Annotated in this window: 14 protein-coding genes; 6 read left to right on the top strand and 8 right to left on the bottom strand. The window is 66.9% G+C overall.

Translation table 11 applies throughout. From position 1 onward, the window contains the following. Positions 1 to 30 precede the first annotated feature (30 nt). Complete coding sequence (locus tag ACFVVK_RS00645; RefSeq protein WP_390261983.1) at positions 31 to 1,293, bottom strand: ROK family protein; 1,263 nt, start codon at positions 1,291 to 1,293, stop codon at positions 31 to 33. A 105-nt stretch (positions 1,294 to 1,398) separates the two neighbouring features. Between ACFVVK_RS00645 and ACFVVK_RS00640 the strand changes: the two genes are divergently transcribed. The 6 genes from ACFVVK_RS00640 (at position 1,399) to ACFVVK_RS00615 (ending at position 8,380) form a co-directional block, all read left to right on the top strand. Next, positions 1,399 to 2,439, top strand: coding sequence for a Gfo/Idh/MocA family protein (locus tag ACFVVK_RS00640; protein ID WP_390261981.1), 1,041 nt, complete (start codon positions 1,399 to 1,401; stop codon positions 2,437 to 2,439). Continuing rightward, positions 2,436 to 3,233 carry a hypothetical protein gene (locus ACFVVK_RS00635; protein ID WP_390261978.1) on the top strand — a complete coding sequence of 266 codons (798 nt, stop codon included), beginning with the start codon at positions 2,436 to 2,438 and terminating at the stop codon, positions 3,231 to 3,233. The genes ACFVVK_RS00640 and ACFVVK_RS00635 overlap by 4 nt, the downstream gene beginning before the upstream one ends. Before the next feature lie 163 nt (positions 3,234 to 3,396). After that, positions 3,397 to 4,893, top strand: coding sequence for an MFS transporter (locus ACFVVK_RS00630; protein WP_390261975.1), 1,497 nt, complete (start codon positions 3,397 to 3,399; stop codon positions 4,891 to 4,893). A gap of 16 nt (positions 4,894 to 4,909) precedes the next feature. Next, positions 4,910 to 6,487, top strand: a complete 1,578-nt coding sequence (locus ACFVVK_RS00625; protein WP_390261972.1) for a GMC oxidoreductase — start codon at positions 4,910 to 4,912, stop codon at positions 6,485 to 6,487. A gap of 75 nt (positions 6,488 to 6,562) precedes the next feature. Next, positions 6,563 to 7,525: a LysR family transcriptional regulator gene (locus ACFVVK_RS00620; protein ID WP_390261970.1), complete on the top strand. Its 963-nt coding sequence runs from the start codon at positions 6,563 to 6,565 to the stop codon at positions 7,523 to 7,525. Positions 7,526 to 7,597: 72 nt separating this feature from the next. After that, positions 7,598 to 8,380, top strand: a complete 783-nt coding sequence (locus tag ACFVVK_RS00615) for an SDR family NAD(P)-dependent oxidoreductase (protein WP_390261968.1) — start codon at positions 7,598 to 7,600, stop codon at positions 8,378 to 8,380. Here the strand turns inward: ACFVVK_RS00615 and ACFVVK_RS00610 are convergent. The 7 genes from ACFVVK_RS00610 to ACFVVK_RS00580 form a co-directional block, all read right to left on the bottom strand. Continuing rightward, complete coding sequence (locus ACFVVK_RS00610; RefSeq protein WP_390261965.1) at positions 8,377 to 9,150, bottom strand: SDR family NAD(P)-dependent oxidoreductase; 774 nt, start codon at positions 9,148 to 9,150, stop codon at positions 8,377 to 8,379. The two genes, ACFVVK_RS00615 and ACFVVK_RS00610, sit on opposite strands and share 4 nt — an antisense overlap. Position 9,151: 1 nt before the next feature. Beyond that, positions 9,152 to 10,150 carry a fumarylacetoacetate hydrolase family protein gene (locus ACFVVK_RS00605; protein WP_390261963.1) on the bottom strand — a complete coding sequence of 333 codons (999 nt, stop codon included), beginning with the start codon at positions 10,148 to 10,150 and terminating at the stop codon, positions 9,152 to 9,154. A 12-nt stretch (positions 10,151 to 10,162) separates the two neighbouring features. Next, the gene (locus ACFVVK_RS00600; RefSeq protein WP_390261960.1) at positions 10,163 to 11,236 is read right to left on the bottom strand and encodes an amidohydrolase family protein; all 1,074 of its coding nucleotides are present in this window, start codon (positions 11,234 to 11,236) and stop codon (positions 10,163 to 10,165) included. After that, positions 11,233 to 12,357, bottom strand: coding sequence for an FAD-dependent oxidoreductase (locus tag ACFVVK_RS00595; protein WP_390261957.1), 1,125 nt, complete (start codon positions 12,355 to 12,357; stop codon positions 11,233 to 11,235). The genes ACFVVK_RS00600 and ACFVVK_RS00595 overlap by 4 nt, the downstream gene beginning before the upstream one ends. Positions 12,358 to 12,428: 71 nt before the next feature. Then, entirely contained in the window at positions 12,429 to 13,469 is a 1,041-nt protein-coding gene (locus tag ACFVVK_RS00590) for a cyclase family protein (RefSeq protein ID WP_390261954.1), read from the bottom strand. Further along, positions 13,466 to 14,428 carry a fumarylacetoacetate hydrolase family protein gene (locus tag ACFVVK_RS00585; protein ID WP_390261952.1) on the bottom strand — a complete coding sequence of 321 codons (963 nt, stop codon included), beginning with the start codon at positions 14,426 to 14,428 and terminating at the stop codon, positions 13,466 to 13,468. Before ACFVVK_RS00585 ends, ACFVVK_RS00590 begins: the two co-directional genes overlap by 4 nt. Positions 14,429 to 14,434: 6 nt before the next feature. Continuing rightward, entirely contained in the window at positions 14,435 to 15,454 is a 1,020-nt protein-coding gene (locus ACFVVK_RS00580; RefSeq protein WP_390261949.1) for a VOC family protein, read from the bottom strand. Positions 15,455 to 15,600: the final 146 nt, after the last annotated feature.

Below are 15,600 nucleotides of genomic sequence, written 5' to 3'. Positions count from 1 at the left end.
AGTTTGGCCCCGGGAGTTTAGGCCGGAACTTTATGCCGGAACGGCGGTCCGTTCCGGGGACGGCCGGCCCTCCGCGAACCAGCGGGGAAAGGTGACGTCGAACAGCTGCTCGCGGGCCAGTTCGGCTCCGCCGCGCAGCGGTTCGCGCTCATCGTTGACGGACAAGGTGATGGTGAGGTCCCGGGTGGCTAGCGGCAGCGACAGTTCGTAGACGCGTTGGCGCACCTCGGCCAAAAACACCTCGCCCGCAGACGCAATGGCACCGCCGATCACAATGACTCCCGGATTGAACATGTTCACCAGGGCCGAAATGGTCTCGCCCGCCACCCGTGCCGACTTCTGGATGAGGGTGATGGCCAGGGAGTCCCCTGCGTTGGCCGCCAGGGTGATGTCCTCGAAGGTCAGCGCTCCCTTTTTGGCACTCGGGGCAAGGGAGCTGTGGGCACCTCCCTTGATGGCCTGTTCGGCATCCCGGACGAGGGCCCAACCGCCGGCAACCGCTTCCAGGCAGCCGACCTTGCCACAGCGGCACTGCACATCAGAGTCCGAGACCCGGACGTGGCCGATGTCGCCGGCGGCCCCGTTTGCGCCACGGTGAATCCTGCCCTTGGACAGCAGGCCGGCCCCAACGCCTGAACCGATCTTGCAGTAGATGAGGTCCGCCAGGGAGTCGCGCCGCCGGGCGCGTTCGCCAAGGGCAAGCAGGTTGGAGTCGTTATCGACCCATACCGGTGCATTGAACCGTTCCTCGAAAGGCGTGCGGACATCGTAAGCGTTCCAGCCGGGCATGATCGGAGGCGCCACGGGCTGCCCCGAGGCAAAGTCCACCGGGCCGGGCAGTCCCACCACCACACCCCATACGGGCACCTGGGGGTCCTTCTTCAGGACATCTTCGATCAGGGACATCACCGCGGCGATGGTCTTCTCCGGACCCTGCGCGATGTCCCAGGTGCGATGCGTGTGTTCCAGGATGTCGCCGTCGAGCGCAGCTACGCCAACCCGTATGTGTGCCGCGCCAAGCGCGCATATCACGATCCGTCCCTGCTCCGCGCGGAAACGCAGGGTCCGGGGCGCGCGGCCGCCGGACGAGGCCCCGAACTCTCCATCGCCCAGGAAACCGATTTGAATGGCCTGATCTACGCGCTGACTGACAACGCCGCGTCCCAAGCCGGTGACCTTGCCGATTTCAGGGCGCGTGGTGGCCTCGCCGGTGCGCACCAGGTTGACGATCCTCAGCAGGCTCGTCACTTCATCCGTCTGCGCTCCAAAGCGGAGTGTGGAGTCTGTCGTCATGGTCACAATTCTCACACAAAAGTGCCACTAAGGTGCCGTCGGGCGCGACTATAGCCAGAACTACCCGAACTTATGAATAATAGGCACATAAGAAGGGAGGCGACGATGCCTTGGAACGTAGGGGTCCTTGGAGCCGGGCCGGGCGTGGCTGCCCTTCACCTCCCGGTGCTGGGGCGGCTGGCGGAGCTGTTCAACGTGGTGCACATTGCCGACGCCGGGAGCGGGCGCGCCGAGGCCCTGGCCAGAACATGTGGTGGCCGTTGGTCTGAGGGGGAGGCCGAGCTCCTCGCGGACAGGGACGTGGATGTGGTGGCCGTATGCAGTCCACCGGCTGAACATGCCCGCCAGATCCTCGCTGCAGTGGCTGCGGGCAAGCGGGCCGTGTTCAGCGAAAAACCGCTGGCCACCAGCAGGGAAGAAGCTGAAGAAGTCGTTGCGGCATGCCGGGCCGCAGGCACCATCCTCCTGGTGGGAACCAATCACTTATTTGATGCGGCATGGGGCCGGGCAAAGCATCACCTGCTCGCCCTCGAGGGCCGAGTGCAGACAGTCTCCGTAACCCTCGCGCTCCCGCCGAACGACAGGTACCACCGCCTGGTCGCAGAAGGGGGCCCTTTTCAGCCTGGGCGCCGGGGACGCCCTGACCTGCATGACCCTGCTGTGGCGGCCGGCGTCTTAAAGCAGTTGCTGACGGGCCTCGCGATCCATGATCTTCCGGCCGTCAGGGACATTGCGCCCAGCATCGACGAAGTGGTTTACGCAAGAATCGTTCCGCCGATCGGTTATCTGGTGGGGTACCGGGCAAGCGGGATCCTGATCCAGCTGGCGCTCACCATGCTTCCGCTGGGGCCGGATGCTCTCTGGCGGTTGAGCGTCGCCACCTCCCACGACCGTATCGAGGTCAATTTCCCGCCCGCCTTCGTCCATGCCGGAAGCGCCGCCACCCGTGTACGAAGCGTGGACGGGCAATGGACGGAGTACCGGCGGGACACCGAGGACGGCTATGTGGCGGAGTGGCGCCTGCTTGCGTCGCTCCTGGCGGGTGCGGCGCCGGTGGAGTACGACGAACTGCTGGCCGACTCACACTATGCAACCGACCTCGCCGACGCTGCCGCCGCGAAAGTTCTTGAAGGAGTGCCCCTGTGAGTGCGGTGAAGCGAGGCCGCGGCGTATTCACTGCGCTGCCTTCCTACGTTGGCGCTGTTGCCGAACTTCCCCTCAGTGCTGTGCTGACGGCCGACGTCAGCGGGGCGGTGGTGGTGGTGCCTGGATCCGGTGATTGGTGGCAGGCTCTGCTCTCGGCCCGGGCGGGAGGAGCAGCGGCCGTGGTGATTGCGGACCCGGAGGTGCTTCCGCAGGAGACGATCGGATCTGGCTCCTGGCCGGCTGACGTTCCGGTCATCGTTGAGCGCCCGCGCCTGCGCCCCGATGCCGTTGCCGAGGCAATTCGGGCAAGAGGGGGCAGCCCGGCCCGGATCGTCACGGTCGAGTGTTTTGCCGCCGTCGCGAGCCTTGACGCCGTAATCCGTGACGGCGTTGGCTGGGCGCGGTCCCTGCTCCCGGGATCGCTGACGCTTCGGTCGGGCGTGGCCGCGGCCCAGAGCAGAATCGCGCTCCTGGACTCGGCTGGGGCCGCCGGCGGGTCAATTCCCACCACCCTTGCGGGGACAGTGGCGGGCGGCCTTCACCCCGGAGGCCTGCTCCGGCTGCTGGCCCTCGGTGAGGTGAGGACGGAACTAACCGTGGACCAACCCGCGGGGCTGACCCGCCTGGAGACGTCCACCGAGGACGGGGCACTTAGGGCTCCGGAACGCTACGAGTCTTCAGCGCGGCTCGCGCTCCGCCGGGCTCTCGTTGCCTGCTCCTCGGGCGAGCACGTCACAGACCTGGAGGAGCTGCTCGAGGACATGGCCCTCACCTGGGCCCTAATAGGTGTCTGAAATGCAGCATGTCGAATCCGGACATTCTTTTGTTGTTTTCAGACCAAAGTGGAGTAGTATGGCGAATGACGTTGGGGTTCCTGCCGGACCCGTTCTCGGCCGTGATGGTGCGGCCGAGGCACAACACGTCGCGTCGACGGCCCGATCGTTCGGGTAGATCAATATGCCACTTTCACCTTTGAGACTCCGTCTCCTTGTTATCGCCCTGCTCTCGGTCTCTTTCCTCGGGGCCTTGGACCACACAGTGGTTTCCACATCCCTCGCCACCATTGCCGGTGAGCTGGATGCGCTGACACTGATGAGCTGGGTTGTTGTCGGCTACACCCTGGCCAGCACCGTGCTGCTGCCTGTGCTCGGGAAACTGGGTGACGTGCTGGGAGCGCGCCGCATCTTCCTTGGTTCCCTGGTTGTGTTCCTGGCCGCTTCCCTGGCGTGCGGCTTCGCCCAGGACATGGCTTGGCTCATCGCGGCGCGCGTCCTGCAGGGGATGAGCTCAGCCGGCCTGCAGCTCATGTCCCAGACCATCATTGCCCGGGTCACCTCGCAGCGCGAACGCCCCAAGTACATGGCGATTATCGGCGCCGCCTTCCCGATCGCGATTCTCGTCGGTCCCGTGCTCGGCGGTGCGATCACTGACTACTGGGGCTGGCAGTGGGTCTTCTGGATCAACATCCCAGTGGGCGCCGCAGCATTGGTCCTGGCGCTGATCGCTGTTCCCCGCCTGGCACCCGGCCCCAGACCCCGCCACTTCGATGTTGCCGGCGCTGCCGTCTTCACCACTGCCCTAGTGGCCCTGGTGCTGGCCGTTACCTGGGCCACCGGGCGGAGTCAGGGCCCCGCCACTGCTGTGGCGCTCGGCGCCAGCGTCGTGGGCTTTGTTGCCTTCTTCTTCATTGAGCGGCGGGCCGCCGAGCCCATCGTGCCGCTCCACTTCTTCGCCAGCCGCACGATTGCGGCAGGCACCGCGCTGTCGGCGATCATCGGCGTCGGGCTCTTTTCCATCACTGCCTACCTGCCGACGTACTTCCAGATGTCCTACCAGACCACGGCCACCGTGTCCGGGCTCGTTCCCATCGCTACGGTGTTCGGCATGCTGATCAGCAACCTGCTCACCGGGTGGCTGGCCAGCAGGACAGGGCGGTACCGGGTCTTCCCGATCGTGGGAACATCGCTTGGCGCGGCCAGCCTATTTGTCATGGCCGTGCTGCCTGCCGGGCTTCCGCTGTGGGTTCCCATGATTGTCATGGGGCTTGTTGGAATGGGCACCGGAGCGTTCATGAGCCTGATTGTCGCTGTGGTGCAGGGAGCGGTCCCCGCCAGCCAGACCGGCACCATCACCGCAACCATCAACCTGGTGCGGCAGGTGGGGTCAACCGTTGCGACGGCGATCATCGGCGGGGTGGTCGGCTTCGGCGTGGCGGCCCTTCTGCCTGCAGGCCTTGACGCTTCCACGCTTATCCCGCAGCTGGTCCACGCCGCTGCGCCGGAGGTGCAGGCCAGCGTCGCGCATGCCTATAGCTCCGTCTTCACGCCCATCTTCACCGCCTTGGCGGCCACCTATGCCGTGGGCATTGTCGCCGCGGTCCTGTTGCCGCACGGCCGACTCTCTGACGAACCCGTTCCCGCCCAGCAAACAACTTCCGAAGCTCTTACGGCCTGATTTCAAAGGAGACCTCATGTCCAACCCCACTATTGCCATCGTCGGCAGCGGGCCCATCGGCTCTACCTATGCACGCGTGCTCCTCGAGCAGGTGCCGTCTGCCCGGGTGGTGATGTTCGAAGCCGGTCCGCAGCTGACGGCGGTTCCCGGCGAGAGCGTCCGGAACATCCCTGACGCTGCCGAAAAGGCCCGCGCGCGTGAGATGTCGCAGGGACCGCAGGCCGGCGACTACCGGGAATCGCTCGGCCTCCCTGCCGGCACCGTGACTGAAGGCATGTTCACCGCCCGCCAGGGCACGCACCTGCTCGACTTCGGCGGGGCGGGCTCCGCACACGCGGCAACCTTCCCCGCGGCGGCCGCGGCCACCAACGTCGGCGGCCAGGGCGCGCACTGGACCTGCGCGACGCCGTCGCCGGCCTTCAGCGAGAAGGTTCCGTTTATCGCGGACGAGGAATGGGACGGGCTCATCGAGGACGCGAAGCAGCTGCTGCACGTCCACAGCGCCGCGTTCGCCGACTCAACCGTCGGTGAGGCCATCCGGTCTCTCCTGGACGAAGAGTTCGCGGCGGAACTGCCCGAAGGTTACGGGGTGGGTACCCTTCCGGTGGCCGGAGACCCGCAACCGGACGGATCCATGCGCTGGGCGGGCGCCGACGTCGTCCTCGGCCCGCTCCTGGACCAGGACAGCCCGCTCTCCAAGCAGTTCGAACTCCGCGACCTAACCCTGGTCCGCCGCGTGGAGCTGAACGGACACCGGGTTACCGGCGTCACCGTCCAGGACCTCCGCACGGGAGAGACGTCATTCGTGCCAGCCGACTTCGTCGTGGTCGCGGCGGACGCCTTCCGCTCGCCGCAACTCCTGTGGGCCTCGGGCGTGCGGCCGAAAGCACTTGGCCACTACCTGACCGAGCATCCCGTGGTCATCTCCACCGTGGCGCTGGATGCCGAAAAGATGCGCCGCTTCGCCACTGAGAAGGATCTCGACGCCGAACTGGCCCGGCGCGCACTGAACCCGGCAGACCCCGTTGCGGCAGTGAACCGCATCCCGTTCTCGGAGCCGGAGCACCCCTTCTCCGTCCAGGTGATGTATTCCGAATCGACCCCGTTCCCGATGGAGCCGGGAACCCCGTACTCCGAGAACCGGTGGGGCTACGTCAACATGGGCTACGGGATGCGCAAGCACCCGCGCTACGAGGATGCCGTCACTTTCGACGACGGCGAGCAGGACTACCGCGGATTCCCCAACATGAGCATCGAGTACGCGCTCACTGAGCGGGAAAACGCCGAAATCGCCGAAGCCACTGAGCGGCTGCGGCGTGCCGGCAAGACCCTTGGCACCTTCGTTGCCGAGCCCCGCCTCATGCCCAACGGCTCGAGCCTGCACTACCAGGGCACCATGCGCATGGGCGAAACCGATGATGGGGCCTCGGTGGCGGACCCGTGGTCACGGGTGTGGGGCTACGACAACCTGGTGGTGGGCGGAAACGCGCTTATTCCGACGGCGACGGCCATGAATCCCACGCTGATGAGTGTGGCCATCGCGGTCCGCGGCGCCCGGAAGGTTGCCGAGGAGCTTGGTTCGGAGGGCGCCTGAACCGGCAGCTCGATCGGAGCCAGGCGCCACCGGCCGCTAAGTCGGCCGGGCTCGGAGCACGGATAACCTATGGGTATGAAGAATCTGGACCTGAATCTGTTGCCCCAACTGCAGGTCCTGCTGGAACTGCGGAACGTTTCCAGGGCGGCTGAACGGCTCCAGCTCAGCCAGCCGGCCACCAGTGCCGCAATGGCCAGGCTCCGGCGCCATTTCGACGACGAGCTTCTGGTGCGGAACGGCCGAACGTATGACCTCACGCCCTTCGCGCAGTCCCTGGTCCCGCTGGTTGATGAAGCAGTGCTTCACATCCAGCGGGCCACGCGGGTACGGTCCGGCTTCGACGCCGCCACGAGCGAGCGAGAATTCGTTATTGCCGCCTCGGACTACGCGGCGGCGCTGATTGTGGGCCCGCTGCGGGGCATCCTGCGCGAGGCAGCCCCCGGCGTGTCGGTGGATTTTGTTCCCACGGCCAAGTCCGGGATCCAGGGCCAGATGACTGACTATTCTAAAATCGACCTGCTCGTCGGGCCCACGGGATACCACATGCAGGGAGCCAGCAAGCAGCTCTTCCGGGACAGCTTCGTGGCTGTGGCTGACACCGCAAATCCCCTGCTCCAGCAGCCCCGGCTCACCCTGGCGGACCTGGCCGCCATTCCCCACGCCGTCGGCTATTTCGGCGAGGGAATCAGCACCCCGGCCGACAAATTGTTCGAGTCCAGGGGCGTTCAGCGCCGCGTGGCCGCGGTGGTGGCCGGGTTCCTGTCCCTGCCACTTCTGGTGGAAGGGACAGACCTCGTGGCGCTGGTCCCGGGGATGCTGGCAGCACGGGCTCAGCGCGGCGCGGACATCGTTGTGCTGGAGTTCTCGGAGGGCGCTGAAGCGTCCCTCGTGGAAGCAATGTACTGGCACCCGTCCCAGACAGAGGACCCTGCCAGCGTCTGGCTGCGTTCCGTGGTCCAGCGGGCTTGCTCGCGGCTGCACGAACTCTTCCCCGTCACCGCCCACCCGGTGACTATCCGTGCAGCGGATACCACCTAGAGCCAAAGCGCCATTCCCCGTCCGGACCATCCCTGCGAGAGTCGAAGAAACGCAGATTCGGAAGGACCCCTCATGCCTGTCCCCAGCCAACGCCTGGCCGGCAAAACCGCCGTCATCACCGGAACGGCCAGCGGCCAAGGCAGGGCGGCGGCGCTCGCCTTTGCTGAGGCAGGGGCCCTAGTGGTCGGCTGCGACATGGACGACGACGGCGCCGCGGCCACCGTCCGCCAGGTCACCGCGGCCGGGGGCCGGATGATCAACAGCCGGGTTGACCTCACCGACGAGACCGCTGTGGCGGCATGGGCGGGAGACGTCGCCGCACGCCATGGCCAGGTCCACATCCTGTACGCCAACGCGGCGGTCACCCGCTTCGCCCCGGTGGAGCAGCTCACGTTTGCCGACTGGAAATGGAACGTTGAACACGAGATGGATGTGGTGTTCCTGCCGGTCAAATATTTCTGGCCACAACTGATCCGGACGCAGAACGCCGCCATCGTACTCGTCGGTTCCACGGCAGGAGTTACCGGCTCCATGACCAACGGCCGGCTGGCCCACACCGCCACGAAGGGAGCCGTGGTGGCCATGACCAAACAGCTCGCGGCCGAAGGGGCTCCGCATGGACTGCGCGTTAATGCTGTCAGTCCAGGAATGATCCGCACCGCGGCGACCGAGGGCAACCTCCTGGCCCCCGACCACCCCATGCGGTCCATCGCCGGCAGCATCCCGCTGGGCCGGATCGGCGCGCCAGACGAAGTCGCCAAGTGCGCGCTGTTCCTTGCCTCCGACGAAGCGTCCTACGTGACGGGCGCCAACCTGATGGTCGACGGCGGCTGGTCGGCGGTGCTGCCGGGCTAGCGCATGGCGTCGGAGACCGACTTGGCCCCGCCGTGGCCTGACTGGCCCCCGTCCACCGGGATTTCGGCTCCCGTTACGAAGGTCGAGAGCGGGCTGAGGAGGAACAGCACGACGCCGGCGACCTCCTCTACGGTTCCGGTGCGGCCCAGCGGGGTCTCGGCCAGGGTCGCCTGCCGGAACTCGGGCCCGGCGCTCGCCGTCATGGGCGTCTCGATGAAGCCCGGGTGGACGCTATTTACGCGGATGCCGCGCGGTCCGAGTTCCATGGCTGCCACCTGGGTGAGTCCCCGCAGTGCCCACTTGCTGGCGGTGTAAGCGACCGGATAGTGGGCCGTCAGGCCCGCCACGGAGCCGACGTTCACAATGGAGGCTCCGCTGCCCATCAGGGGTGAGAGCGCCTGGATTCCCAGCAGGCTTCCAGCGACGTTGACGTCATAAACGCGTCGCAGGTCTGCCACTGAGGCATCCAGCAACCTGCTCCGCTGGGTGATGCCGGCGTTGTTGACCAGCCCGTCCACCCGCCACCCCTGGGACTCGATCCATGAAGCGAGACCGGACCAGCCGGAGGAGTCGCTGACGTCCAGTTGCCGGTACACCACCGCACCGGCACGCGGCGAGACGCCGGCCAGGCCGGCCGGTACGTCCGCCGCCAGGTCCGTGGCAATGACCCGCGCCCCTGCGTCCGCGAGCATGCCTGCCTCGGCAGCGCCCTGACCCTGGCCCGCGCCGGTGACCACCACGGTCCGGCCATCGAGCTGAAGGGAAACCACCCTACGTCCCGGAAGGGACCGCAGAGGCAACCCGGTTGCGCGGACGCTGGCGGGCAGGCACCCGGGTTACGGTCTCACGCCGGGCGCCCACCGTGTTTTCGATGGCGCCGATTCCCTCCACCGTCATGCGGACCACGTCGCCAGTTTTCAGTGGCGGGGGAGTCTGTGAACCGTTCCGTCCCCAGAGCTCGGCGAGGCAGCCGCTGCCGCACGTGCCGGAGCCCAGCACATCGCCGGGCCGCACCACGGAGTCCTGCGAGGCGTAGGCCACCAGCTCGGCGAACGGCCAGCCCATGTTGGAGAGCAGGTCCTGGCCGACGGCTACGCCGTTGACGTCCACGGCCATGGAGATCGGCAGGAAACCCTCGGCGTCGTGACGGTCCTCGAACTCATCCGCGGTGACAATCCAGGGGCCCAGCGTATTGGAAAAATCCTTGCCCTTGCACGGCCCCAGACTGACCTTCATCTCCCGGCGCTGCAGGTCCCGTGCCGACCAGTCGTTAAGAATCGTGTAGCCGAAAATGTGGCGGTGCGCCTCCGCTGCCGTCAGGTTCCGGCCGTCGCTGCCGGGAACCCGCCCGACAACGGCGGCGACTTCCGTTTCAAAGTCCAGATCATCACAGCCCGCCGGAATACCAATCACCTCTCCCGTGCCGGTCACCGTATGCGGGTTCGTGAAGTAGAACGTGGGCGCCTCGTACCATTCGGGCACCACGCCGGCCACCCCGTCGATGCTCTTCCGCACGCCTTCGACGTGTTCCTCGAAGGCCACGAAGTCCCGGATGGTGGCGGGCACCAGAGGGGCGAGCAGCTGCACGGCCGCCAGCGGAACGGCCGGGCCGGAACCGATGGTCTGCCGGGCAAGGGCCAGCGCTTCTTCCAGTCCGGCGTCCAGCAGCGTCTGGACGCTGTGGCCTGCGGGCAGGGCGTAGCAGGTTCCGCCGTCCACGAAGCCGGACTGCGTTCCGCCGTCGTGGTTCCAGCGTGCAATCTTGACCATAAAAACCGTTCCTTAGGCTGTGCGGGGGGTGGCGGGAATCGCGGCGGGCGTGATGCCCAGGGCGGCGGCGTTGCTGGCCAGCACCCTGGCCTCGTCCCAGGCGGGAAGCCGTGCCTCGGCCACCTCCGCCACGGGGTTCTCGGAGCCCATGTCGAACGGGTAGTCCGAGCCGAGCAGCACCTGCTCCGGGCCCGCGGCGGCCACGAGGGCGCGCAGTTCCGCCGGGCTGTGGACCAGCGAATCGAAGTACAGCTTCTTCAGGTAGGACGACGGCGGCTGGGCGCAGCCGTGGGCCTCCGGCCGGACCCGCCAGGCGTGGTCGGACCGGCCCAACGTGGTGGGAAGGTAGCCGCCGCCGTGCGCGGCCAGGACCAACAGGTCCGGGTGTCGGTCCAGGACGCCGCTGAAGATCAGGTGGGACAGTGCCACGGCGTTTTCCGCGGGCTGGGAGACGGTGTTGGCCAGGTAGAAGCGGTCCAGCCGCTCATCCAGCGAGCAGCCGAACGGGTGCAGGAACACCAGGGCGCCCAGCTCCTCGGCCCGGCTCCAGAACGGTTCCAGCCTGGGGTCGGACAGCTCAACGGTGCTGCGCTCCGGGTCTTCGGGGGTGCCGGCGAACGAGCCGATCTCCACGCCGAGCAGTCCGCACTCCAGCACCGCGTGTTCCAGGGCTTCCACCAGCAGGGCAGGATGCTGGAGCGGCACCAGGCCCAGGCCGTTGAGCCGCTCCGGTGCGCTGTCCACGAACTCCCGCACTGCGTGGTTGGCGGCCCTGGCCACCTGCAGGGCCAGTTCTTCGCCGGCGAAGTAGTAGAAGTGCGACGGTGAGGGGGAGACCAGCTGGACGTCCACGCCCTGGGCATCCATGTCCGCCAGCCGGCGGTCCAGGTCCGTTAGCTGCGGCCAGCGCTCTTTGATCATCTTGCCCGACGCGGCCATGGACTGCGGCCCGTTGCGGCGTACTTCCAGGGCCTGCTGGGCGCCGAACCCCTCGGGATCAGCTCCGGCCACGAGCTGCTGCAGGGCCGGAAGGAGGATGTGGGCGTGGACGTCCACAGTGGGGTTTTCTGCAGGGCCGGTGCTCATGCGGGCTCGCTAACCAGGCTGGAGACTGAATGCATTAGGCCCGGCACGTTGGCGTCCCGGACGCCGTCGAGCATCCACTGTCCCAGCTGGACGGAGGCGTCGACCACTGTTTTTGCCCGATCCAGGCGGCGGTCGGTGAACTCTTTCCAGAGTGTCTCGGTAACGTGGTCAGCGTTAATCAGGAGCTCGGCCAACACGGCTGCGTCCTCCATTGCCATGGCGGCACCCTGCGCAATGGTTGGCGGGCAGCTGTGGGCGGCGTCCCCGATGATGACGGTGCGGCCGCGGTTCCACGGGCCATCCACCAGGTGGGTGGTGAACCAGGTGTAGTTGATGCGGGCACTCTGGTCCAGGTTCGCGCGGATCTCGTTCCACGGGCCGCCGTAGGCGGCGGCGAGTTCGGCCATGATACGGGGGCCGTCCTCGTGCTTGCGTTCCTGCGCCTTTTCCACCAGGTAGGCATAGATGGTGTCCGGGCCGGTGGGGCAGTACCCGGCGATGAAGCAGGGGCCGCCGTAGGTCAGGTCGGTGCGGACCACGTCCTCGGGCCGCTCCACGAACGCGCGCCAGATGCCCATGCCCGTGGACTGTGGTTCGACGTCGATGCCGATGGCCTTGCGGACCGCGGAGTGCAGGCCGTCGGCGCCGATCAGGAGGTCATAGGTGGCGCTGCCGCCGTCGGCGGTGCTCACGGTGACGGAAGCGCCGTCGTCCGCTATTCCGGTGACGGTCTTGCCGTAGCTGATCCGTGCACCGGCCTGCTCGGCCCGCTCGCGGAGGATGGCGGTGAGGTCGGGGCGGTACATGCCCATGGTGGCGGGCAGGTCCTCGCCGCCGGTGCGGATGTCCTCAAGGACCGCGAGAACGGTGCCTGCGGGGTCCGGGGCGCGCAGGCCCAGGGTGCTGAACGGGTAGCCCTTCGCTTCGATCTGCTCCCAGACGCCGAGCTGGCGGAGGACCCGCAGGGCGTTGCCCTGCAACGTGATGCCGGACCCTAGGGTCTGCGGAGCCTCGGCCTTTTCAAGGATTTCGACCTGGATTCCGGCGTCGGCCAGCAGGATGGCTGCGGTCAGACCCGCGGCTCCCGCCCCGACGATTCCGACGTTCTGTACTGCTGCCATCGCTGACTCCTTTGTATTGACGGCGTAACTGGTGGTTGTGCTGCTGTTGTACTGAAAGTACCGGTCGTCTATTACCGCACAGCGATCGGGTTGACGGGTGAGCCCACGGCGCCGGTGATGGGAAGCGGTGCGGCGGTGAGCAGGAAGTCGTACCTTCCGTCCGCCGCGCAGGCTTCCGCGAGGCAGTCCGGGTCCCACATTTCGCCCAGGAACAGTCCGAGGTTCGGGATGGCGATCTGGTGGAGGGGCTGGAAGGCGCCGTCGAACTCGTTGGGCCGGACCTCAAAACCCCAGGTGTCGGTGGCGATCCCGGCGATTTCGCTGCGGTGCAGCCACGGCGCGGTGCTGAAGGACAGTCCCGGGGCTGGGCCGCCGGCGTAATCGCCCCAGCCCTCGCGGCGGACCCTGGTGTGCTGGCCGGTGCGGATCACCACGATGTCGCCCCGTCCGACCTTCGAGCTGGGCCCCTGCAGTTCAATGGTCCGCTGAAGGTGTTCCGGGGTGATGGCGAAACCGTCCGGAAGTTCGCCGTCGTTCCTTCCGAGCTCGGGCCCCAGCGCCCGGCCAACATCGAGCAACACCCCGCGGGTGACGATCTTGGCGGCGGCGGTTTCGATGCCGGTCACCAGGTCGCCTTCGGAGGTGACCACGTCCCCGGCAGCGCGGCCGTTCCAGGCTTTGCCTTGGTCGAAGATGTGCCCCAGGCCGTCCCACTGGGTGGAGCATTGCAGCGGCATAGCGATGACGTCGTCCGCCCCGCCGAAGCCGTGCGGGAACCCCTGGTTGCCACGTTCGGCGTCCACGCCGGTGTCGGTCATGGTGTGCACAGGATTGGTGCGGCGGCGCCAGCCCTTCTGCGGTCCGTTGGTATCGAACGGCTGGGACAGCGAGAACGCCTCACCCGTCGTCACCAGGGCTGCTGCCTCAACGCGCTTGGCGGCGTCGATGAAGTTCAGGGTTCCCAGCACGTCATCGTCACCCCAGCGGCCCCAGTTGTTGTGCGCTTCAGCCATGGCCCGGATGCTGCCCAGCGGGTCTTCACGCCGGATCACCGGGGAATCAGTTGCTGATTCCCCGGTGCCGGTGGTGGGTGCGGTGTCCTGGGCGGTCACTTCTGGCCGCCTTCAGTTTGAACTTCGTCCTTGCAGTGGATGAGCTGGGTGCCCAGCCCCGTGATGGTGCCTTCCATGATGTCGCCGTCCTGGAGCAGGCGTCCCCAGTGCTGGCCGTTGCCGGCAGGGCTGCCGGTGAGGACCAGGTCGCCAGCGCGCAGCGGCATGATCTGCGAGGCCTCGCTGACCAGCTTGGCCACTCCGAAGATCATGTCCTGGGTTGACTCGTCCTGCATGGCCTGGCCGTTCAGCTTCAGCGTCACCTGGACGTCCTGCGGGTCGCCGAAGAACTTGGCAGGCACCAGCAGCGGTCCGGTGGGCAGGAAGCCGGGGGCGTTCTTGGCGCGGTACCAGTCAGAGCCGATGGCGGGCATGTCCTTGCGGAAGACGTACTCGCGCGTGGTGATGTCGTTGACCATGGTGTAGCCGAACACGTACTCCAGGGCTTCCTCGGGGGTTACCCGGAAGGCCGTCCTGCCGATGACTGCCGCCAGTTCCAGCTCCCAGTCATGGGACTTGGAGTAGGCGGGCAGGGTGAGGTCGTCAGTCGCGGACGCGATCGCCGTCGGGAGTCCGATGAAGAAGTACGGCGTGCCCTGGCCTGCCCGCTTGTCCATCATGGCCGCGGTCTTGGCGCGCACTTCTTCCTCGTCCTGGCCCGGTTCGCGGTGTGCCGCGGCGAGGTCGATCACGTGCTTCCGGTAGTTGGCGCCGGTCTGCAGCACCTGGACGGGCTCCACCGGGGCAAGGACCTCGACGTCGGCCAGCGCCAGGCCGGCGTCCTCGCCGGCCGACGCGGCGAGCGAGTCCAGCTGGGTCTCGGTGGTGCCCCAGTGCTCGATCAGGGAGTTGATGTCCCCATCCAATGGCAGGACCCGTTCGCCGACCAGCAAACCCGGGCGCGCCTTGCTGTCATCCGCTTCCTGGAACCGGATGAGGGAATATGTAGCTTCGGCCATGGCGTGTTAGCCCCGTCCCTGCTTGGCGTAGGGGTTCAGGAGGGCGTCCTTCATCTCGGCGGAAGCACCTTCCTCGGTGGCGGTGAAGCCATCGGCGGGCGGGAAGGACTCGGTCATGGAGTGCGGCATGGCGCCGTTCTTGTAGAAGTTGTTCGAGCCCTCGGACGGTTTCCAGGTGTTGGCGTCCCAGTCCGGGACGTAGTTGCGGTAGCCGCCGGAGTTCAGCTCGACGCGCAGGCCGGAAGGATCGCGGAAGTACAGGAAGTTCTGCTCGCCCACGCCGTGGATGGAGGGGCCGTATTCCATCGGGGTGCCGTTTTCCATCATGACGTCTGCGGTGCGCAGCAGGTCCTCGGTGGCATCCACCCAGAACGCGATGTGGTTGACCCGGCCGGCGCGGCTGGAGGTGTCCAGGACCACGCCAAGGTCGTGTGATTTCTCGTTGGTGGTCAGCACGGAGAAGACGGTGATGGGGGCCTCGTCCAGGTCCACGAAGGCCATGACGCGGAAACCCAGGGCTTCGTTGTACCACTTGGCAAAGCCGCGGACATCGGCGGCGGCCACCGTGACGTGGTCCAGGAAGCGGGGCGCTGCGGCGTGGCTGCTGCGGCGCTCCGGGCGGTCCGGGTAGGTGGACTCGAAACCGGCCTCGGCGACGAACTTCTCCACGTCGTAGAAGACGCGCATGTGGTGGCCGTAGGGGCCGGTGAATTCGTATGCCTTGCCGTAGCCGTGGCCGCCGGCGGTCCAGGTGCCCTGGACTCCGGTTGCTTCGATGCGCTGGGCGGCTGCTTCAAGGGCTTCCTGGGAGTTGGTGCGCCAGGCCATCCGGCCCAGGGAGGCTTCCGGGCCTTCGGTGATGACCAGGCTGTAGCGGTAGGAGTCGCCCCAGCAGCGCAGGTAGACATTGCCGTCAACCCGGTCAATGATGCGCATGCCGAACTTTTCCTCGTAGAACCGTGCGGACGCTTCGACGTCCGGGGCGGTGATCTCGAGGTGGGCAAGATGGGAGAGCGGAGTTTCCACGTTGAATTCCTTCTGGTTACTGGCTGCGGTCGGATTGGTGCAGGTCCTGTAACCACTGTGAGGGATTTCATATATCTGGGAAAGGGCAGATTTCCAATAGAAACTATCCGTGAAGCTGATACCTCACCCGGCGCCGTCGGCCACGT

The organism is Arthrobacter sp. NPDC058192 (assembly GCF_042883665.1).
GTDB lineage: Bacteria > Actinomycetota > Actinomycetes > Actinomycetales > Micrococcaceae > Arthrobacter.
This window is presented reverse-complemented; position numbering and strand designations above follow the sequence as displayed.